Origin of the sequence: Labedella endophytica (assembly GCF_003990045.1) — a bacterium.
Lineage (GTDB): Bacteria > Actinomycetota > Actinomycetes > Actinomycetales > Microbacteriaceae > Labedella > Labedella endophytica.
The window spans coordinates 12083-32544 of the sequence record NZ_RZGZ01000003.1 but is presented as its reverse complement, the minus strand read 5'-3'; the positions used below and the strand labels follow the sequence as shown (position 1 = coordinate 32544).

At 69.5% G+C, this 20462-nt stretch carries 14 protein-coding genes; all 14 read right to left on the bottom strand.

The features are described from left to right. Positions 1 to 4: 4 nt before the first annotated feature. The gene (gene rplC, locus ELQ94_RS11115) at positions 5 to 661 is read right to left on the bottom strand and encodes a 50S ribosomal protein L3 (RefSeq protein ID WP_127050344.1); all 657 of its coding nucleotides are present in this window, start codon (positions 659 to 661) and stop codon (positions 5 to 7) included. A 28-nt stretch (positions 662 to 689) separates the two neighbouring features. Beyond that, on the bottom strand, positions 690 to 998 hold the full coding sequence (gene rpsJ / locus ELQ94_RS11110) for a 30S ribosomal protein S10 (protein ID WP_022895514.1): 309 nt from the start codon (positions 996 to 998) through the stop codon (positions 690 to 692). Between the two features lie 835 nt (positions 999 to 1833). Further along, positions 1834 to 2196 (bottom strand): hypothetical protein, encoded by a 363-nt coding sequence (locus tag ELQ94_RS11105; protein ID WP_127050342.1) that lies wholly within the window; start codon positions 2194 to 2196, stop codon positions 1834 to 1836. 243 nt (positions 2197 to 2439) lie between these two features. Next, the gene (gene tuf / locus ELQ94_RS11100; protein ID WP_127050340.1) at positions 2440 to 3633 is read right to left on the bottom strand and encodes an elongation factor Tu; all 1194 of its coding nucleotides are present in this window, start codon (positions 3631 to 3633) and stop codon (positions 2440 to 2442) included. A gap of 164 nt (positions 3634 to 3797) precedes the next feature. Further along, positions 3798 to 5912, bottom strand: a complete 2115-nt coding sequence (gene fusA / locus ELQ94_RS11095; RefSeq protein ID WP_127050338.1) for an elongation factor G — start codon at positions 5910 to 5912, stop codon at positions 3798 to 3800. A gap of 78 nt (positions 5913 to 5990) precedes the next feature. Next, positions 5991 to 6461: a 30S ribosomal protein S7 gene (gene rpsG, locus ELQ94_RS11090; RefSeq protein ID WP_106562002.1), complete on the bottom strand. Its 471-nt coding sequence runs from the start codon at positions 6459 to 6461 to the stop codon at positions 5991 to 5993. Positions 6462 to 6466: 5 nt separating this feature from the next. Next, positions 6467 to 6835, bottom strand: coding sequence for a 30S ribosomal protein S12 (gene rpsL, locus ELQ94_RS11085; protein WP_106562003.1), 369 nt, complete (start codon positions 6833 to 6835; stop codon positions 6467 to 6469). Positions 6836 to 7188: 353 nt separating this feature from the next. After that, positions 7189 to 8607 (bottom strand): zinc ribbon domain-containing protein, encoded by a 1419-nt coding sequence (locus ELQ94_RS17305; protein WP_166404760.1) that lies wholly within the window; start codon positions 8605 to 8607, stop codon positions 7189 to 7191. Between the two features lie 88 nt (positions 8608 to 8695). Next, complete coding sequence (locus ELQ94_RS11075; protein WP_127050336.1) at positions 8696 to 9340, bottom strand: spermidine/putrescine ABC transporter substrate-binding protein; 645 nt, start codon at positions 9338 to 9340, stop codon at positions 8696 to 8698. A 61-nt stretch (positions 9341 to 9401) separates the two neighbouring features. Continuing rightward, complete coding sequence (locus ELQ94_RS11070) at positions 9402 to 9932, bottom strand: DUF6121 family protein (RefSeq protein ID WP_127050334.1); 531 nt, start codon at positions 9930 to 9932, stop codon at positions 9402 to 9404. Further along, positions 9929 to 12286 (bottom strand): transglutaminase-like domain-containing protein, encoded by a 2358-nt coding sequence (locus ELQ94_RS11065; RefSeq protein ID WP_127050332.1) that lies wholly within the window; start codon positions 12284 to 12286, stop codon positions 9929 to 9931. Before ELQ94_RS11065 ends, ELQ94_RS11070 begins: the two co-directional genes overlap by 4 nt. Further along, complete coding sequence (locus ELQ94_RS11060) at positions 12286 to 13593, bottom strand: DUF58 domain-containing protein (RefSeq protein WP_127050330.1); 1308 nt, start codon at positions 13591 to 13593, stop codon at positions 12286 to 12288. Before ELQ94_RS11060 ends, ELQ94_RS11065 begins: the two co-directional genes overlap by 1 nt. Next, positions 13590 to 14558, bottom strand: a complete 969-nt coding sequence (locus ELQ94_RS11055) for an AAA family ATPase (protein WP_127050328.1) — start codon at positions 14556 to 14558, stop codon at positions 13590 to 13592. The genes ELQ94_RS11060 and ELQ94_RS11055 overlap by 4 nt, the downstream gene beginning before the upstream one ends. A gap of 46 nt (positions 14559 to 14604) precedes the next feature. After that, complete coding sequence (locus tag ELQ94_RS11050) at positions 14605 to 20430, bottom strand: Ig-like domain-containing protein (RefSeq protein WP_243697020.1); 5826 nt, start codon at positions 20428 to 20430, stop codon at positions 14605 to 14607. Between the last annotated feature and the right edge of the window lie 32 nt (positions 20431 to 20462).

The window sequence follows — 20462 nt, the reverse complement described above, 5'->3', positions numbered from 1 at the left end:
GGTGTCAGGCTCCCTTCACTGCGTTGCGGACGAAAACCAGGCGACCACGCGCGCCGGGGACGGCCCCCTTGACGAGGATGAGTCCCTTCTCGGCGTCGACGGAGTGCACGTGGAGGTTCATGACGGTGACACGCTCGCCACCCATGCGACCGGCCATGCGCATGCCCTTGAAGACACGGCTGGGGGTCGAGGAGGCTCCGATGGAACCCGGCTTGCGGTGGTTGCGGTGCGCACCGTGGGAGGCGCCGACACCCTTGAAGTTGTGGCGCTTCATGACACCGGCGAAACCCTTACCCTTCGAGGTTCCGACGACGTCGACCTTCTGGCCGGCCTCGAAGAGCCCGTCCACCGTGAGCTCCTGACCGAGTGAGTAGTCGGAGGCGTCTGCGGTGCGGATCTCGGTGAGGTGACGGCGCGGCGTGACGCCGGCCTTGTCGAAGTGACCGCCGGCGGGCTGGTTCACCTTGCGAGGGTCGATCTGCCCGTAGGCGATCTGGACGGCGTCGTAGCCGTCGACCTCGGGCGTACGGACCTGCGTCACGACGTTCGGGGTGACCTGGATCACGGTGACGGGAACGAGCTTGTTGTTCTCGTCCCATACCTGGGTCATGCCGAGCTTGGTGCCGAGCAGGCCCCTGCTGGTCTTGTTCTGCGTTGACATTCTTATTCGTCCCTATCCGGCCCTGTGCTCAGAGCTTGATCTCGATGTTGACGTCGGCGGGCAGGTCGAGTCGCATGAGCGAGTCGACGGCCTTCGGCGTCGGGTCGATGATGTCGATGAGGCGCTTGTGCGTGCGCATCTCGAAGTGCTCGCGGCTGTCCTTGTACTTGTGGGGCGAACGGATGACGGCGACCACGTTCTTCTCCGTCGGGAGCGGCACGGGGCCGACGACGGTCGCACCCGCGCGGGTGACCGTGTCGACGATCTTGCGTGCCGAGGTGTCGATGACCTCGTGGTCGTACGACTTAAGTCGAATGCGGATCTTCTGTCCCGCCATTGTGTGACTCACTCTCTGTCTTGCGTCTTACGATCCCTCGCATTGGACGCGCTTCTCTCGAGCACTTCTCTCGAGCACTGTTCTTCTGTCAAACCTCGCCGCTCCACTCCCCCGGCCCCGTACGCCTTCGCCAGGAGACCTGACGCGAGACATGCGTGTAGCCGGATCGATGGGATTCGGTTGAGTCGTTGTTCTGCTACCCGCGGCCTAGACCCGTGCCCGGCGCGATCCGTGAGGACCGGGGGCTTGCCTATGCACTGCCTGGCAGTGATTCGCGATACGAGTCGGTGCGCAGGCGCACGACAACCGCGAAGTGTTGAACTAGGAAAGTCTACGAGACGCGGGCCATTCGTGCAACCCGGGCGTGTCGCGCGAGGCCCACGGGACCGTTTCGCCCGTCCACAGCACGGCACCAGCCGACACCCGGCGCACAGGCCGGACACCCACGGGTCCACCAGCAGCCCCGGCCGGAGAAGGGCGTGCGCCGTGCGGCGCAACAGGCTGGCGAGCAGCCCGGACCACACACGGGCGTCGACCGCACGACACGAGACGACATGACGGACGCCCTCCGGGCTGGCGAGCAGCCGAACCACACACGGGCGTCCACCGCACGACACGAGACGACACCCGGAATGACCGACGCCCTCCGGGCTGGCGAGCAGCCCGAACCACACACGGGCGTCCACCGCACGACACGAGACGACACCCGGAATGACGGACGCCCTCCGGGCTGGCGAGCAGTCCGGAGGGCGTCCGTGTACACGAGGACCGAGGGCCTGTCAGGTCAGGTCCAGTCCGCGGACCGTGGGCCCCTGAGGGTCCGGTCCGACGAGGGTCAGCCGCGGGTGCGCGCTGACCGGCGGCGTGCGGCGGAACCGGCGATGGTGATCGCGGCTCCTCCGACGATGAAGACCCCGGCGAGGCCGGCGATGAGCGCCGCGTCGGAGCCGGTGACGGCGAGGCCGTCGGCCGAGTCCACCGTGGGCGCGTCCGCCGGGATGACGGTGTCGGCCGGGATGACGGCGTCGGCCGGCGTCAGCGCCGGCGTCGTCGGGGACTCGTTCGAGATACCGGTGTCGGGAACGTAGTCGTCGGTCGCGGCGAACGCCGCACCGCCCGTGAGGGCGGTCGTGAGAGCGGCGAAGGCGATGATGCCGGCGGCGGCCGACGTGCGGACGAAGGCTGATGATGTGTTCATGTGTGAGCTGCCGCTGCGTCGGCGTCTCCCCCTTTTTCGAGTAGATCGCAGTGATCTCACGGTAACGTAAAACTGAGTGATGCTCACAGGTATATGTGAGTAACCCTCACCCCAGTACGGGGTACACGCAGAGGCGCCCCCGCGAGGGGGGGGTAGGCGCGCTCGATGGGCGGGAGCCCAGGAACGCAAGAAGGACCCCGGAGCATGATGCTCCGGGGTCCTTCAGGACAAGCGGTCGGAAGACTACTTGAGGATGTTGGTGACGGTACCGGCACCGACGGTGCGGCCACCCTCACGGATGGCGAAGCCGAGGCCCTCTTCCATGGCGATCGGCTGGATGAGCTCGACCGTCATCTCCGTGGTGTCGCCGGGCATGACCATCTCGGTGCCCTCGGGCAGCGTGATGACGCCGGTGACGTCCGTGGTGCGGAAGTAGAACTGCGGGCGGTAGTTCGCGTAGAACGGGTTGTGACGCCCACCCTCATCCTTGGACAGGATGTACGCGGTGCCCTCGAACTGGGTGTGCGGCGTGACCGAACCCGGCTTGACGACGACCTGGCCGCGCTCGACGTCCTCGCGCTTGGTGCCGCGGAGGAGCAGACCACAGTTCTCGCCGGCCCATGCCTCGTCGAGCTGCTTGTGGAACATCTCGATACCCGTGACGATCGTCTTCTGCGTCGCACGGATGCCGACGATCTCGACCTCCGAGTTGATCGCGAGCGTTCCGCGCTCGGCGCGGCCCGTGACGACGGTTCCACGACCAGTGATCGTGAAGACGTCCTCGATCGGCATGAGGAACGGCTTGTCCTTGTCGCGCACCGGGTCCGGGATGGACTCGTCGACGGCGTCCATGAGCTCGACGATGGCGTTGACCCACTTCTCGTCGCCCTCGAGAGCCTTGAGGCCCGAGACGCGGACGACGGGGGCGTTGTCGCCGTCGAAGTCCTGGCTCGAGAGCAGCTCGCGAACCTCGAGCTCGACGAGCTCCAGGATCTCCTCGTCGTCGACCATGTCCGACTTGTTGAGCGCGACGAGCAGGTACGGCACGCCGACCTGCTTGGCGAGCAGCACGTGCTCACGCGTCTGAGCCATCGGGCCGTCGGTGGCGGCGACCACGAGGATCGCGCCGTCCATCTGAGCAGCACCGGTGATCATGTTCTTGATGTAGTCGGCGTGACCAGGGGCGTCGACGTGCGCGTAGTGGCGCTTCGGCGTCTCGTACTCGACGTGCGAGATGTTGATCGTGATGCCGCGCTGGCGCTCCTCGGGAGCGGAGTCGATCGACGCGAAGTCGCGCTGAACGTTGGTGGCCGACGGGAACTTGTCGGCGAGCACCTTCGAGATCGCTGCGGTCAGGGTGGTCTTGCCGTGGTCGACGTGACCGATCGTACCGATGTTGACGTGCGGCTTGGTCCGCTCGAACTTGGCCTTAGCCACTGTGGGTCCTCCTCAGGACTCGTGTAGGTACCCGGACGCTGGATTGCGCCCGGTTTTCTACGGGGGTTTGTGTATTCATGTTACAAGGGTCTCCCCGCGACGTCACACTGCACGGATCACACTGCGTGACCCGCACCGTGTGCGCGGGGAGCCCTCCGGGCGAATTACTCGCCCTTGCCCTTCTGGACGATCTCCTCGGCGACAGCCTTGGGAACCTCAGCGTAGCTCTCGAACGTCATCGAGAACACCGCGCGACCCGAGGTCTTCGACCGCAGATCACCGATGTAACCGAACATCTCCGAGAGGGGGACATTGGCCCGGACGACCTTGACGCCGGAGGCGTCCTCCATGGACTGGATCTGGCCGCGCCGGGAGTTCAGGTCGCCGATGACGTCGCCCATGTACTCCTCGGGCGTGCGCACCTCGACGGCCATGAGCGGTTCGAGGATGACGGGGCTCGCCTTGCGAGCCGCCTCCTTGAAGCCCATGGAACCGGCGATCTTGAACGCCATCTCCGAGGAGTCGACGTCGTGCGCCGCACCATCGAGCAGGGTCGCCTTGACGCCCACCATGGGGTATCCGGCGAGGATGCCGACGTTCAGCGCGTCGCGGAAGCCCTGGTCGACGGAGGGGATGTACTCGCGCGGGATGCGACCACCGGAGACCTTGTTGACGAACTCGTAGGTCGACTCGGCGGTGACCTCCATGGGCTCGATCGCGAACTGGATCTTCGCGAACTGCCCGGATCCACCGGTCTGCTTCTTGTGGGTGAAGTCGTGACGCTCGACGGCCTTGCGGATCGTCTCGCGGTAGGCCACCTGGGGCTTTCCGACGTTCGCCTCCACGTGGAACTCGCGCTTCATGCGGTCCACGAGGATGTCGAGGTGGAGCTCGCCCATGCCCTTGATGACGGTCTGGCCGGTCTCGGCGTTCTGCTCGACGCGGAACGTCGGGTCCTCTTCGGCGAGCTTCTGGATGGCGACGGAGAGCTTCTCCTGGTCGGCCTTCGTCTTCGGCTCGATCGCGACCTCGATGACGGGCTCGGGGAACGTCATCGACTCGAGGACGACCTGGCTCGTGGGGTCGCACAGGGTGTCACCCGTGGTCGTGTCCTTGAGTCCGATGACCGCGTAGATGTGACCGGCGGTGACAGCGTCGACCGGGTTCTCCTTGTTGGCGTGCATCTGGAAGATCTTGCCGATGCGCTCCTTCTTGCCCTTGGTCGAGTTGATGACCTGGGCACCGGAGTCGACCCGGCCCGAGTAGACCCGGACGTAGGTGAGGCGACCGAAGAAGGGGTGCACGGCGACCTTGAACGCGAGAGCCGAGAACGGCTCGGTCGAGTCCGGGTGGCGCAGGACGATCTTCTCTTCGTCCTTCACGTCGTGACCCTCGACGGCGGGGACGTCGAGCGGCGACGGGAGGTAGTCCACGACGGCGTCGAGCATCGGCTGCACGCCGCGGTTCTTGAAGGCGGAGCCGCAGAGCACGGGGTAGATCTCGCTGTTGACCGTGAGCTTCCGGATGGCGCCCTTGATCTCGGCGACGGCGAGCTCCTCGCCGGCGAAGAACTTCTCGAGCAGCTCGTCATCGGTCTCCGCGACGGTCTCGAGGAGCAGCTGCCGGTACTCGGCCGCCTTCTCCTTGAGGTCCTCGGGGATCTCCTCGATCTCGTACTTGGCACCGAGCTCGACGTCACCCTTCGAGTCGCCGCGCCACGTGAGCGCGCGCATCTCGACGAGGTCGACGACGCCCTCGAAGTTGCTCTCAGCACCGATGGGCAGCTGGATCACGAGGGGCTTGGCGCCGAGGCGCTTGATGATCGTGTCGACCGTGAAGTAGAAGTCGGCACCGAGCTTGTCCATCTTGTTGACGAAGCAGATGCGCGGTACGTCGTACTTGTCGGCCTGACGCCAGACCGTCTCCGACTGGGGCTCGACGCCCTCCTTGCCGTCGAACACGGCGACGGCGCCGTCGAGGACGCGGAGCGAACGCTCCACCTCGACGGTGAAGTCCACGTGGCCGGGCGTGTCGATGATGTTGATCTGGTTCTTGTTCCAGAAACAGGTCGTCGCGGCGGACGTGATCGTGATGCCGCGCTCCTGCTCCTGCGCCATCCAGTCCATCGTCGCCGCGCCGTCGTGCACTTCGCCGATCTTGTGGGTGATACCCGTGTAGAACAGGATGCGCTCGGTGGTGGTGGTCTTGCCGGCATCGATGTGAGCCATGATGCCGATGTTGCGGACCTTGTTCAGGTCGGTGAGCACGTCTTGTGCCACGGGTATTCCTCCGGGAAGTTGGGGTTCGAATGCGAACGAGGTCGGGGGTCGACATGAATGCCGACCCCCGAATCACGACTACCAGCGGTAGTGCGCGAATGCCTTGTTCGACTCGGCCATCTTGTGGGTGTCTTCGCGGCGCTTGACCGCGGCACCGAGGCCGTTTGATGCGTCGAGGATCTCGTTGGTGAGGCGCTCGGTCATGGTCTTCTCACGACGACCCTTCGCGTAGCTCACGAGCCAGCGGAGGGCGAGGGTGTTCGCCCGGTGGGGCTTGACCTCGACGGGCACCTGGTAGGTCGAGCCACCGACGCGGCGGCTCTTGACCTCGAGGGTCGGGCGGACGTTGTCGAGCGCCTTCTTCAGCGTGACGACGGCATCCTGACCGTTCTTCGACGAGACACCGGCGAGCGCGTCGTACACGATGCGCTCGGCGAGGCCCTTCTTGCCGTCGAGGAGGATCTTGTTGACGAGCTGGCTCACCACGGGGGCGCCGTACACCGGATCGGCGACGACGGGGCGCTTGGGAGCGGGTCCTTTACGAGGCATTGTGCTTAACCCTTCTTCGCGCCGTAGCGGCTACGGGCCTGCTTGCGGTTCTTCACGGCCTGCGTGTCGAGCGCTCCACGGACGATCTTGTAGCGGACGCCGGGGAGGTCCTTCACACGACCGCCGCGGACGAGCACCATCGAGTGCTCCTGGAGGTTGTGACCCTCGCCGGGAATGTAGGCCGTGACCTCGGTCCCGTTGGACAGCTTCACACGAGCGACCTTGCGCATCGCCGAGTTCGGCTTCTTGGGCGTGGTCGTGTACACACGGGTGCACACGCCGCGCTGCTGCGGGTTGGCCTTGAGGGCGGGAGCCTTGGTCTTCGAGACCTTCGGCGACCGGCCCTTGCGGACCAACTGCTGAATGGTTGGCACTTCTTCTCCTTGATAATGCTGCACGGTGACAGCGGATTTCGCGCATTCGCCGCAGTGGAGGTCTCTCGCATCACGAGGACCGCCGCTCGCGCGACGAGTTCAATTGGACCCACCGGGCCTCGAGGATTCGAGGACCTGTTGTGTGGTGGGTATGCCGTGGGGGCGTCTCGAACCACGTGAGCGGTTCAGAGTCCCTGGGAGAGCGCGATGCGGCACGATCCGGCGGCTACGACCTTTCGGGCACGGCACACCGGTGCACCGAAGCGCACACCCGGTCAAGTGTAGTCGGCACCGGAGCGCCGGTCAAACAACACGGCCCCGCCGGAGCGGGGCCGTGAGGGGAACGAAGGGCGTCAGGGCGCGTAGGTCGCGCCGTCCTCGCCGAACGCGGTGATCGCGCCACCCACGTCGACGCTCATCGGGCCGGCCGTGGCCGTTCCCGACGCTCCCGTACCCGGGTCGCGCACGTCGCACTCGAGGCTCGCGGAGCCGGAGCTCTCCGTCGACACCGGCCACTGGCCGTCGTCGTACTGACCGACCGTGAAGGTCGGTCGCGACTCGAGGGTCCAGACGCAGTTCGAGTACTCGTAACCGGGGGTCTCGCCCTGTGCGGTGAACGGGCAGCCGTCCGGGCGGAAGTCGGTCGAGGCCGCGCAACCGTCAAGGTAGGCATCGACGGCCGCCTCTCCCGCCTCCATCGCGGTGTCGGTCAGGGTGACCGTGAGAGCGGTCGCCTCCTCGCCCTCGGCGTTGAGGCTCGTGACCGCATCGGCGCCGAAACCCGTCACCGCGACGGTCAGGGGCTCCGCCTGGAGGTACTCGGAGTCCCCGGCGAGCGCGACGGTGTAGGTGCCGGGCAGGGCGGGGAGCTCGACGGAGCCGCTCTCGGCAGCGGGGACGGCGCTCGTGTCGACGCCCGACACGACGACCGCCGTGTCCTCGGGACCCGTCACGGAATAGCCGACGAGCCCGAGCTCGGGAGCCTGGAGGCTCCAGGTGTCGAAGACGACGTACGCCTTCCCCGCCTTGTCCAGGGTGAACGTGGTGTCGAAGGCCTCATCGCCCTGCGAGACGGAGACCGCGACCTCCGCGGTGTCCCCCGTGATGGTCGTCTCCCCGATCTCATAGCCAGAGATCCGGTCGTCGACCTCGCCGTACACGTCGTTCGTCAGGAGGACACCCGTGTCGCCGACGTCGGCGTTCGAGACGGCGAGAGCCGTCTCGGCGTCACCGTCGACGAGCGCATCGAGGTACTCCTCGACCTCCCGCTCCGGGGCGTTGGCCTGGGTGCCGACGATGTTTCCGACGATCCCACCGGCGATGAGGAGCAGGAGGACGACCACCCCGGCGACGAGCCCGATGATCCGCCCCCGACGCCGGGGCTTCCGCTCCGGCGACGCGGTCTGGGCGTAGGGCTGCGGGGGCGCCGTGTGATCCGTGGTCGCATAGGCCTGGGTCGGGGAGGGGGTCGGCTGCTGCTGCGGCGGACCCTGATACGGCGGCTGACCCTGGGGCTGACCATGAGTGTACGGGGGCTGCTGCGGCGGCTGACCCTGAGGCTGACCCTGGGGGTACGGCGGCTGACCCTGCGGCTGACCCTGAGGGTACGGCGGCTGCTGCGGCGGCTGACCCTGAGGCTGACCCTGAGGGTACGGCGGCTGACCCTGGGGCTGCTGGCCCGGCGGGAACGGGGGCTGCTGGCCCGGCTGCCCCTGCTGCCCATACGGGTACGGCGGCTGGCCCTGCGGATACGGTCCCGGCGGATTCGACATTCCCTTGCCCCTTCGTCGATGCGACCTCGCCAGTCTAGCGAGCGGACGACATACGGCCAGGGGCAGGACTACCCGTCCCGGCCTGCGATCATCCCCACCCGGACGGCGGCGTATCGAGGTTTCCGGCGAGGTCGGCGAGGAGCGCCTCGACCTGCGGCTCCACGTAGCGCTCGATGCCCGCCGCGATCCGTCCCCTGTGCTCCTCGAGGGCGATGCACACGAGCCGGCCGGCGTGACCTGCGCACTCGTCCGCCAACCGCAGCTCCGTCCGGAGCGCTTGCTTCTCCTCGTCGGACAGCTCGCGCGGGGGCGGGGTCTGACCCGCATCGGATCCGCCGGCGAGTTCCGCGAACGTGAACAGGTAGGGCTCCCCCGGCTCGGGATCGGGGTCGAGGGGGAGGCCGTCGAACTCGGGATCGAGGCCCTGATCCGGGCGGTACCCGGCCGCCTTCCGACGTTCGGACTCGAGGAGTTCCTTATGGAGCAATGGGAGGTTGCGTTCCGTGTACTCGTCGACGACGGCGTCGACGATGGTCTTCATGCGCGTCGACAGTCCGTGCTGCACGGCGTGCGGCACATCCGTGTCGAGACCGGCGGCCGCGACCACCGGGGATCCGAAGCAGCGGCGGCACAGTCTCGTCCGCCCACGCGTGGTGGACGGGCGCCATCGCGGCAGCCACCGCAACCACGCGTCCACGGCCTGCGCCACGGTCGTCTCGAGGGACCGCTCCATGGCTACACCGTAGTGCCGCGGTGACCGCGGCGGTGGGAGGTTCTCCCGGACGGCGCGGTGATCACCATTCCTCCTCGTCCTCCCGCTCCCACGGCCAGCGAGGGCGGGGCGATGTGGCTTCGGTCGTCACGAGACCGAATGCGACGACGACCACGGCCGCGAGGCCGCCGGCGATCCAGGGGAAGGCGGACATGAGCGTCGACGAGGCGAACACGACTCCATCGAACCAGCGGCCGGACTCGACGGCGACGATCACCACCCCGGCACCCGTGAAGCCGAGCGCGGCACCGAGCCCGATGACGAGCGGCCAGCGGACGACGCGATCGGTGGTCCGGCGGGGTCTCCTCGCCTCGCGGACGAGGGCCACGAGGACGACGACGACGGCCGTCGCGACCATCGCGGGACCGACGAACCTGCCCGTACCCTCCCTCGAGACCACGTCCACGTCGGCGAGGAGGCTCACGAAACCGAACGCGCACACGAGAAGAGCGAGGTAGAGCACGGCCGCGAACACCGCGAAGACGGTGTCCCGGTCCATCCGACGACGGCCGGCCTCATCGGCGGCGGGTCCCGGGAGGTCGTCGGCGGTCATCCGTCCCCCTCCGTCCGGGTGCCGGGGCGCCGAGGTGCGTTCCGTGCCGGTGTCGAGCGGCCCCGACGCAGGCCGAGGGATCGGAGGGAGACGAGCGCCAGGAGGCGCCCGCGACGATCGACCCGGGAGCCGAGCGCACGCCGGAGGTCGTCGACCAGCCGCCAGGCGCGATCCGCGTCCTCGTCGGTGGACGGCAGCGTCGAGTACGTCACTCGATCGGCGAGCACCGCGAGTCGATGGGCGCCCCTCGACCCGTGAAGCGTCGCGACCTCGTGGCGGGTGGACGCGGGCGGGGGTTCGATGCCGTGGTCGATCACGGCGTCTCGGAACTCTCGCCACCCGGCCACGACCCGTTCCTCAGGATCCGTCGTGCGGCGGCGCAACGAGCGCCGACGGGCCTTCGCCGCGATGACGGCGATGAACGGGGAGAGCGCCAGCGCGAGCACGATGACGAGCCAGGACAACACGCGCGCGATCTGGACGAGCGCGGCGAGGAACGGATCGATCACGGGTTCCTCCTCCGGTTCGCTCGAGTCCGGCGCGGTCTGCTCGCTCCGATCGGGCTCCTCCTCGACCTCGGGCTGCAGGTCGGGATAGGGCCGCGCGATCAGGGAAGGGTCCTCGGTTTCCACCTCGGGCACCGGCCGGTCCTCCGGCGTCGGGTCGACGGCGACCCAACCGCGACCCGCCACCTCGATCTCGATCCAGGCGGCGACGTCGGAGCCTGTGAACGCGACGGGACCGGACGTCGCTTCCTCGAGGTCCTCGTCGAGGGAGAACCCCATGACCACGCGCGACGGGAAGCCGAGCTGGCGGGCGGCGAGCGCCGCGAACGAGGCGTACTGCTCGCCGTCGCCCACCATCGGCGTGTCGGAGAGCAGCGCAGACAACCGATCCAGCCCGTGGCCCGACGGACTCCTCGGCTCGTCCTCCCCCACCCCGTGGCTGATGTAGCCCACGGAACCGAGGCCGGCGAGGACGGCTTCGAGGTCCTCCCCCGGTGTGGCGCCCGGCGTCGTGAACCGGTCGAGGAAGTCGAGCAGTCCGTCGGGCGAGTCGCCCGGCCGTGTCGGCGTCCGGGCGGGCACGAGCTCGCCGATCTCGTCGATACCGGCGGCGGCGGGCTCGACGGCGTCGATCGTGTACGCATCGCCGGAACGGAGGCCCTCGGTCACGGCCGACGTCCCCGCGTTCGCGTTGTAGTACAGCGAGTCGGACAGCGCCGCCGGCCGGTCGCCGGCGAAATCGACGGAGCCGAGGTAGCCGGTCCCCGGGAGCCAGACGCCGTCGTACGAGCCGATCGTCACCTCCGTGAGCGACACGTCGCCGGCGACCGTGGGCTCCAGCCGGAACGGCAGCCGCTCGAACGAGCCCGAGTCGGAGGGATTCGCGGCCGTCCCGACGCGCCACACGACTCCATCGAAATCGTCCATGACGGCGAGCCGGATCCGGGACGCGTCGAGACCGTCGGCCGTGAGGATGACGGCGTCGGCCTGCTGCGGGGAGTGGTAGGCGCGGAACGTCGAGAGCGGGCTCGGGTAGTCCCGGGGATCGAAGGGTCTCTCCACGGCGTTCCGGGCGAGCGCCCGATCGGATGCGGGCGGAACGAGCATGGCCGCACCTGCGCCAGCTCCCGTCGCGACGGCGATGACCGCGAGCGCGGAGACGGCCGACGAGACCGCACCCCGGCGGCGGTCGCCTCGGCTCGGTGCGAGCGACCCGCCCGACCCGTCGATCTCGGCGAGCCGAGACACCGCCCGTCTCTCGCGGAGAGCGGTCAGCCAGGCGAGCAGGACGGCGGCGAGCGCGACGGCCGTGGCGACCGGCAGGACCGGTCGTTCCGGACCGAGCACGATCCCGGCCACGAGGAGCAGGACGGGGACGACGGTCGCGAGGTCGGGGACCCGCGCCCGGAGGGCGATCGATGTCGTCGTCACGGTCGCGGCCAGGACGAGGAGCAGGGCCGGCACGAGGAGCGCTTGGTAGTCCCCGACCGGCGTCGCGATCGTGAGCAGTCGCTTCCACGACAGCAGCGACCCCTCCGCGAGCGAGCCGAGTCCCCCGGCGGACGGCAGCACGCCACCGATCGCTTGCGTCGGCACGGCGAGGGGGACGCCGATCACGGCGAGCACGAGGAGCGACAGGAGAGCGAGGGACCACGCTCCGAACCGACGCCGGGCGCCGACGACTGCGATGAGCTGGCCGACGAGCAGGGCACCGATCCCCGCGCGGACGAAGGCGGCGGACTCGTAGATCGGCCACATCGCGGCGGCGGCGACGGCGACGGCCGCCGTCGACGCGACGAGCGTCCACACGACGTAACGACGACCGGGGAGCCCCCGGGACGCGGCCATCACATCCCCGCCCGGAGGAGCGACTTGCTCAGATCGTCGAGGAAGCCGATGGTGACGACGGTGAGGGCGCCGATGCGGCGCATGCTCGGCACGATCTCCGGATCGCAGACGACGGCGACGATCGCGACGCCCGGGGGGAGGGCCGCCGCCGCGGCGCTGAGGGACGAGGCCGTGGCGGTCGACCCGCACACGAGGAACACGAGGGACACCCCGGCGACGCCCTCGGAGGCGAAACGTACGACGTCGGCCAGACGCAGTGCCGTCGAGGACGGATCGACACGGCACAGGTCGTCGAGCAGGCGGACGGGCGAGAGCGACGCGAGATGTTCGACGGGGCGCGCGGGAACGGCCCCGGGACGGCCGACCGCGCTCACGACGACGGCGACGTCCCTCCCGTCCGCTATCGCGCGGGCGCCGAGGGACCCCGTGACGCTCACCGCCATCTCGAACTCCTCCTCGGTCGCGAATTCATCCGGGTGGAGACCGAGGACGACCATGAGGTGGCTGCGACGGGTCTCCTCGAACTGCCGCACCATGTACTGCCCCGTCTTCGCCGTGCTCCTCCAGTGGATGGCGCGTCGCTCGTCGCCCGGCACGTACTCGCGGATCGAGTGGAACGACAGGTCGCTCGCGGTGAGCTCGTTCGTCGCGATGCCCTCGAGGTCGCGGATGAAGCCCGTGCTGACGCTCGGGATCGGGATCGTCCGGGGATGCACGTACAGATCGACGCGCTCGTCCCAGCGGCGCTCACGCCGGACGATGCCGATCGGATCGGCACGGATCGTGCGGACGGGCCCGACCGGGACGATCCCCCGCCTCGACCCGGTCATCACGAAGACGTCCTCGAAGCGGGCGCCGACGGCGAGACCGGGGACGGCGAAGTCCGCGACGGCCTCCCCCACCGGGACCTCGACCCGCACCCGCCCGAGCCGGTGCCGGGTCGGGTTGGCGACGGAGAGCTGGATGGCGGCCTGCTCGCCGACGACGACGCGGCCGACGGGCAGCGTCATCGTGGCCTCGTGGCGCGTCCGTCCGATGAGGAACACCGCGGCCACGGCGAGGACGACCGATCCCGTCCAGGCGATCGCGACGAGCTCGACCCAGCCGGCGACGTAGCCGACGAGGAACGCCGCGCCGACGACCCCCACGACCACCCAGCCGAGGGGTTCGACGACCGCATCGACGCGGCGCCAGGCCGCGATCGTTGCATCCGCTCCGCGCGCGGAGGCGACCACGACGCCGCGGATCGCCGCCGCGAGGATGCCGACCTGGCTCGGACGTTCCGCCGCGCGACGGTGGAACGTCATCGCGCGCCCTGGTCCTGCGGTGGGGGCGTGTCGATGAGAACGCGCGAGACGATGCTCGACGGGGTGACCCCGTCGAACTCGGCCTCGGGGTCCAGGACGAGCCGGTGGGCGAGCACCGCCTCCGCGAGCGCCTTCACGTCGTCGGGGATGACGAACGACCGACCGGCCGACGCGGCGAGCGCTCGTGTCGCCCGCACGAGCGCGAGTGCGGCCCGCACGCTCCCGCCGAGCCTCACCTCGGAGGCCGAGCGGGTGCCCTCCACGATCCGGGCGATGTAGTCGTTGATCGACGGGTCGACGTGCACGGTCGAGACGAGCGAGACCATGTCGGCGACCGTTGACGCGGGCACGACGGCTGCGACCTCCACCGCGTCGCTCGCGTGGGGGTTCTCGAGGATGCGCATCGTCGACTGGTGGTCGGGATAGCCGATCGAGGTCTTGAGGAGGAAGCGGTCGAGCTGCGCCTCCGGCAGCCGGTAGGTGCCGGCCTGCTCGATGGGGTTCTGCGTCGCGATGACCATGAACGGTGCACCGACCGGGTGGCGGACGCCGTCGACCGTGACCTGGCCCTCCTCCATGACCTCGAGGAGCGCCGACTGCGTCTTCGGGCTCGCCCGGTTGATCTCGTCGGCGAGGACGACGTTCGCGAAGATCGGTCCCCGGTGGAACTCGAAGTTCTGGCTCGACTGGTCGTAGATACTGACGCCCGTGATGTCGCCGGGGAGCAGGTCGGGCGTGAACTGGACGCGGCTCGCGCTCCCGTCGATACTCTGGGCGATCGCGCGGGCGAGCGAGGTCTTACCCGTTCCGGGCACGTCCTCGAGGAGCAGGTGCCCACCGCTGAACAACGAGACGAAGGCCAAGCGGATGACGTGGCTCTTCCCGAGCACCACCTGGTCGACGTTCGCGATCAGACGATCGCAGACGCCCGCGAACCACGTGGCCTGCTCGGGTGTCATCGTCATGAGGCGTTCTCCTTCGTCGGGGGGCGTTCGGTCGGTCGAGACCGACTCACAGCCTGTACAGGTCGCGGTGCTCGGGTTGTCCGGGGAGGGAGACCCTCACCCAGATGTTGCCACGAGTATTCGGCGTGTTCACGCACGACCCGGTCGAGCCGAGCGGCTGTCCCTCCGTGGCGAAGTTGTCGCAACTGAACTCGAGGTACGGTCCGGCCTCGCCGCCGATCGGCCGGCCCCCGACGAAGCTCATCGTGAGATCGAGCAGGGAAGGAGTGATGCGGGTGCTCACGACCGCGTTCGGTGTGGGCACGGCGTCGGACCAGTCGCTGCACAGGGTCCCGACTCCGAAGACCTCGCAGACGCGGAACTGCACCTGGAGGACGTATCCGTACTGCTGCGTGTCCGGGATGACGAAGCCGCGCCCATCGAGCGTCCCGTCCCTCGAGGTCCCGCCACCCGTCGCCCGGTACTCGACGGTCGTGGACTGCGCGCCGCCACCCGTCGCGAAGTCGACCGTCGCCGCGTAGGAGTAGAGACCCTCGCTGAATCGAGCGAGCCTGCCGAAGGACGCCGTCGGGACGCCGGGTCGCTGGAGCGGAGTCGCGGAGACCTCCGCACTGCCCGTGCAGCCCTGGCCGTTGTAGGCGAAGACCACGGCGCGGTAGTCGGTGCCCGGCGTGAGCCCGGTGAACGTGTACGACCGCGCCGTCCCCACCTCGACGAATTCGCCGTCGGGGTCGGAGATGCTCAGCCGCGGGTTCCCGCCGTCGACACCGTCGACGCGGCACGACGGCAGCGACCCGTCCGCCGAGAGGGCGACGTAATAGCGCTGCACGGCCGCGCCGTTCCCGGAGAAGACGCCGCCCCAGTTCACCGTGACCCGGGTGCCCGAGGACCGGTCGCCCTCCGCCGTCGGGGAGGTCGTGGCGATCGGGGCGCCGGCCGGCGTGTTCGAACCGGTCGCCCTGTTCCACTGCGGCGAGGCGCCGGAGAAGTCGTTGCGGGACTGCACGGACACCGCCACGGGTGTGCCGTTCGGGATCGACGTCGACTGGATGGAGCGGACGTACCGGGTACCGGCCGGGTCGCTGCGGCTCACCGACAGGGTCTGCGTGACCCCGCCGACCGTCACGTCGTACGCGACGATCGGGCTCGCCGCCGTCGGATCCGACGGTTTCGTCCAGGACACACGCAGTCCCCCGTCGAGCGGTGTCGAGGCGAGGTTCTCCGGGGCCGGGGGGATGAGGTCGGACCAGACGGTGGCACCGAGCTCGGTCGGCTCGCTCGTCCCGACCTCGTTGGTCGCGGTCACCCGCACCCGCACGGCATTCTCACGCCCGTTCCCCGGGGTCGTGACCGTGCACGTCGACGACGTGCACGTCGTCGACCCGACGACCTCGTTCGTGGCCACACTCGTGAGGGTGACGGTGAAGTCCTCGATCGGTGCGTTGTTGAAGGCACCGGGCGTCCAACCGAGCGTGAGGCTCCTGTCGCCGGCGGATCGCAGCGCGAGCGCTGTGACAGGCTCGGGGCGGTCGCGCACCGATATCCGCACGGTCCCCCAGACGAAGCGGCTCGAGTCCTCCGTCGCGTCCGCGACCCGGTACTGCAGCACGGTGTCGGCGATCTCCGCGTCGGCTGCGACCTCGACCGTGAGGACGCTGCGGTCGGACGACGGTGAGATGGACAGGCCGCTCGGCACACCGGCGCCGTCGATCCCCGTGACGTCGAGCACCCGCAGCGGAGTGTCGGGGAACGGATTGGTCGCTCCGTCGTTCGCGAGAACATCGATCGTCTGCGAGGTCCCGCGCGTCACCTGCGCGGAGTCCGCCTGCGGCACGGCGAGTGGCAAGGTCGACGGGACGACCCGAAGGTCGATCTCCCCCGCCGTCCCCTCGTTCTCGTCGTCGGACACGGCCAGGGCGATCCGGGAGACGGAGCCGACCGGCGCGCCGGAAGCGGTGTCGATCGCGAGAGTCCGGCCGTCGATGGTCGCCTCGACGCCCTCGGGCAGGGGGGCGGCGAAGGAGAAGTCGAGCTCGTCGAGGTTCTCGGGATACGGGTAGGTCGTCAGACGGGCCAGATCGAGTGTGCGGGTCGTACCCGGTTCCACGTCGATGGAGCCTCCCGTGAAGACGGGGGGCTGGTTCTCCCGCGGCGTGACCGTGATCGGGAGGACGAGGGTCGCGATCCGCCCGTCCGGGTCGTCGACACCCTCTCCGTCGGTGACCTCGAAGGCGATCGACGCGGGCCCGAAGTACTGGTCGGCGCTCGTGAATTCGAGGGTGTCCTCGTCGAGAACGAGATCGTCACCGTTGGCGTGGGTCGCGCGGACGGTGGTCTCGTCGGTGATGCGGACCGACCGATCGCCGATCGCCACAACGTAGTCCGACAGGTCGATGCGCAGGCTCTCCCCACTCCGCACCCGGAGCGGATCGGCCGTGCTCCGCAACTGGGGAAGGGCGTCGTCGAGGCCGGGGACGCGGACGAACGCCCACCCCTCGACCCCCTCCTCGTCGGGGTCCCAGACCCGGAACGGCACGACGCGACTCTCGTCGCCGATCTCGACGACGACGCGCCCCTCCTCGTCGACCGTCGCGACGTCGGCGTAGCGTTCGGGGACGCCGACGGAGAGCCCGGCGACCGGGCCGTCCACGTATCGCACGTTCGCCCGCACGTCGACGGTCACGGAGTCCCGATCGAGCACGTCCTCGACGCGGACGACCGCGTCGCGCGCGACCGGAACGGCCGGTGCCGCATCGACATCGGCGACGACGGTGATGAAGTTGGACGAGGTTCCGCCGCGCTCGTTCGTGATCGTGTACACGAACCCGTAGCGCCCCTCGGCCTCGGGGACCTCGACATCGATCGTGTCCGCACCGACCGTCGCGACGACCGAGCGATCGAGGGGCTCGACCGAGGTGATCTGCAGCGCTCCGCCGTCGGGATCCGAGTCGTTGTCGAGCACGGGGATGGTGACGATGCGCGACGGCCTCGTGATGACGAGGTCCTCCACGGCCACCGGGTTGCGTGCCGCGTCGGCGCGTGTCGTCACACCGATCCGCACCGTCCCCGTCGCCTGGGCGCCGAGAGCGTCGACGACCGTGTACTCGAAGGTCTCCGTACCGCCGGCGTAGGCGGCGGCCTCGTAGTCGAACCAGGTCGCACCGCTCGCCGTGACTCCTCCGCGCTCGGGTGAACTCGACTGGCCCACGAGCTGCACGGAGTCCCCGTCGGGATCGATGCCCGACAACGGGATCTCCACGCGCACGGTCTCGCCGGCGAACACGCGCGCCGTCACCGTCCTCGGAGCAGGCGCGGTGTTGGAGGCGCGATCGATCTCCCGCACGCTCAGCGTGACGTCGGCGTCGGCCCACTGCCCGTCCGGCCCGAAGACCCGATACGTGACCGTGAAGTCACCCGGCGTCGACGGCGCGAGGTACCGGAGCACCTCCCCGGACACGAAGGCCAGCCCGCCCTCCGCCGGGAGGCCCCGAGGGAGATCCGTCCCGAGTGTGAGCCGGCTGCCGTCCGGGTGCTCGTCGTTGTCGAGGACGGGGACGTCGACCACGTCCCCGACGCGCACGGACACCGTGTCGGCCGTCGCGATGGGCGGCTGCGGGCGGGAGGGTTCCGGGATCTCGATCACCGTGACGGTGCCGGTCGCCTCCGCGTAGCCGTTGCTGATCGTGTACGGGAAGGAGACGGCGCCCGACAGGGGCGCGGTGAGGACCACCCGGACCGATCGTTGTTCCAGCACCTCGATCCGGAGCGAGGAGGCGATGTCGGCGGTCTCGACGTCGGTCACGAGGAGCACACCACCCGCCGGGTCCCTGTCGCTCTCGAGGACCTCGACCGTCTGCGGGGTGCCCGCACGCACGAAGACGGTGTGGGGAGCGGCGATCGGGGCCTCACCGACGGCCGGTGGAGTCGTGACCTGCACACGGACGACGCCGGCGGTCGTGCTCGTCCCGTCGGTGACGGAGAAGTCGACGTAGTAGATGCCCGCCGCATCGGCCGTGAAGCGGAACGTCCCGGCGTCGTAGTCCGGGACGAGGTCGACCCCGTCCCGGTTCGGTACGCCCGCGAGCCGGACCGCGGCCACTCCGCCCCGGACATGGCGGAGCGGTGAGATCGTGATCTCCTGGGCCGCGTGCGCGACCGCGGCGAACGGCTCGACGATGATGGGCACGTCGCCGGCATCCCTGACGGTCACCGAGAGGCGGCCGGCTCCCTGGAGGGAACCGTCGGACGCGACGAGCGCGACGTCGGATCGCCCGAGCGTGCCTCCGGACGAGGTGAAGACGACGGTCCCGTCGGGCTTCGACACCGCGAGTTCCGGATCCGTGGCTGTCGCCAATTCGAGGTAGAACGGATCGCCGTCCGGGTCGAACCAGGTCGTGAGCACGTTGGTCGACACGCGGCCGCCGGCGGCGACGAGCGTCTTGGGCGCCCGGAACTGGACCGGAGCGAGATTCTCGCCGTCCTCCCGGACGTCGACCTCGACGGTCGCCGTGTCCTGGCCGCCGCGGCCGTCGCTCACCGAGTAGGTGAACGAGAGGGTCCCCGTGGCGTCGTCGGCGAGCGCGATCTGGAGAGCCTGTCCCTCCGCGACGACGTCGACCCGTCCGAGGTCCTCAGGCACGGCCTCGACGTCGTCGATCACGAGCACGTCGCCGTTGGGGTCGTAGTCGTTCAGCAGGACGGGCAACGGCGACGTGCGCCCCGGACGGGCGCCGAACGCGTCGTCCTCCGCGACGGGAGGGGCCGGTCGGGTCTCGTACTCCGGAGGGGCGTCCTCGTCGTTCTGCTCGACGTCCTGCCGGTCCTCCTGCTCGTCGAGGAGATCGCCCCAGTTGTCGATGACGACGTCGCCGTCCTGCACCGCCCAGGAGCGCCCGGAGCGGGCGTCGTTGAGGAGGACGCGACCGCCGTCGGCCCGGAATGAGGCGGCCGAGCCGTCGCCGAGACCGTCGAGGACGGCGGTGCGCGGGGCTCCCGAACCGCATCGTTCCCAGAGCGCGCCGTCGTCCCACGCGGCATAGAGGCAGCCGCCGGCCGACGTCGGCACCACCGGCGCGCCATCGGCCTCCGCGACCCGGCGGGGATCGCCCCCGTCGAGGGGCACCTCGACGAGCCCGGAGCCGAGGGCCACCGCGACCGCTGCTCCCCCGTCGGCCGGTGCCTGGAGCACAGCATCGGGGGTCGATCCGTCGAGGACGGATCGCTCTCCCCCGATGTCGAGCACGCCGTTCTCGACGTCGAGGAGCGCGACGGTGTCGCCGATGAGCGTGATCCGCACATCCTCGCCCTCGAACGGTTCCGTGGCGGCCGGGTCGGTGGGGCCGTCCTCGCTCGACGCGTCGAAGACGCTCACCTCGTCGAGCGATGGTGAGAAGACCGCGAGCCGGCCGGACGGGCTCAACGCCGAGACGGCTCCGTCGCCGAAACGGAGCAGGGGTTCCGAGGACGCGTCGAAATCGTCGAGACCGTCGAGCGGGACGAGCCAGACGTCTCCGCCGGCCACGACGACGAGGCGATCACCCGCGAGGCCGACGGTCTCCGTGCCCGACGGCAGCGGGATCTCGTCACCCGGGACGGCGTTCGCGACGTCGACCCGCGAGAGAGAGGACCGTGACCGGTCGACGACGACGACCGTGGACCCCCGCTGGAGCACATCGAGATCGGTCGAGTCGACGGGGAACGCGCTGTTGAGCTCCCCGACCTCGAGATTCGCGCGACCGACGGCGCCGTCCGCCCCGTTCACGACCCAGACGGCGGCGTCGTCGAGCTCCGTGTTCTGCGTGCGGTACCCCGAGGACGTGACGGCGACGGAGGCCAGCACGGCGACGAGCCCGACCGCCGCGGTGCCGGACATCACCCGTCGACGGTTGTGCCGGATCCAGGCAC

Bases quoted from the DNA above. Each gene is read 5' to 3' on its own strand.
- rplC (WP_127050344.1), bottom strand. From the start codon at position 661: ATGTCAACGCAGAACAAGACCAGCAGGGGCCTGCTCGGCACCAAGCTC.
- rpsJ (WP_022895514.1), bottom strand. From the start codon at position 998: ATGGCGGGACAGAAGATCCGCATTCGACTTAAGTCGTACGACCACGAG.
- ELQ94_RS11105 (WP_127050342.1), bottom strand. From the start codon at position 2,196: ATGAACACATCATCAGCCTTCGTCCGCACGTCGGCCGCCGCCGGCATC.
- rpsG (WP_106562002.1), bottom strand. From the start codon at position 6,461: ATGCCTCGTAAAGGACCCGCTCCCAAGCGCCCCGTCGTCGCCGATCCG.
- ELQ94_RS17305 (WP_166404760.1), bottom strand. From the start codon at position 8,607: ATGTCGAATCCGCCGGGACCGTATCCGCAGGGCCAGCCGCCGTACCCG.
- ELQ94_RS11075 (WP_127050336.1), bottom strand. From the start codon at position 9,340: ATGGAGCGGTCCCTCGAGACGACCGTGGCGCAGGCCGTGGACGCGTGG.
- ELQ94_RS11070 (WP_127050334.1), bottom strand. From the start codon at position 9,932: ATGACCGCCGACGACCTCCCGGGACCCGCCGCCGATGAGGCCGGCCGT.
- ELQ94_RS11065 (WP_127050332.1), bottom strand. From the start codon at position 12,286: ATGGCCGCGTCCCGGGGGCTCCCCGGTCGTCGTTACGTCGTGTGGACG.
- ELQ94_RS11060 (WP_127050330.1), bottom strand. From the start codon at position 13,593: ATGACGTTCCACCGTCGCGCGGCGGAACGTCCGAGCCAGGTCGGCATC.
- ELQ94_RS11055 (WP_127050328.1), bottom strand. From the start codon at position 14,558: ATGACGATGACACCCGAGCAGGCCACGTGGTTCGCGGGCGTCTGCGAT.
- ELQ94_RS11050 (WP_243697020.1), bottom strand. From the start codon at position 20,430: ATGTCCGGCACCGCGGCGGTCGGGCTCGTCGCCGTGCTGGCCTCCGTC.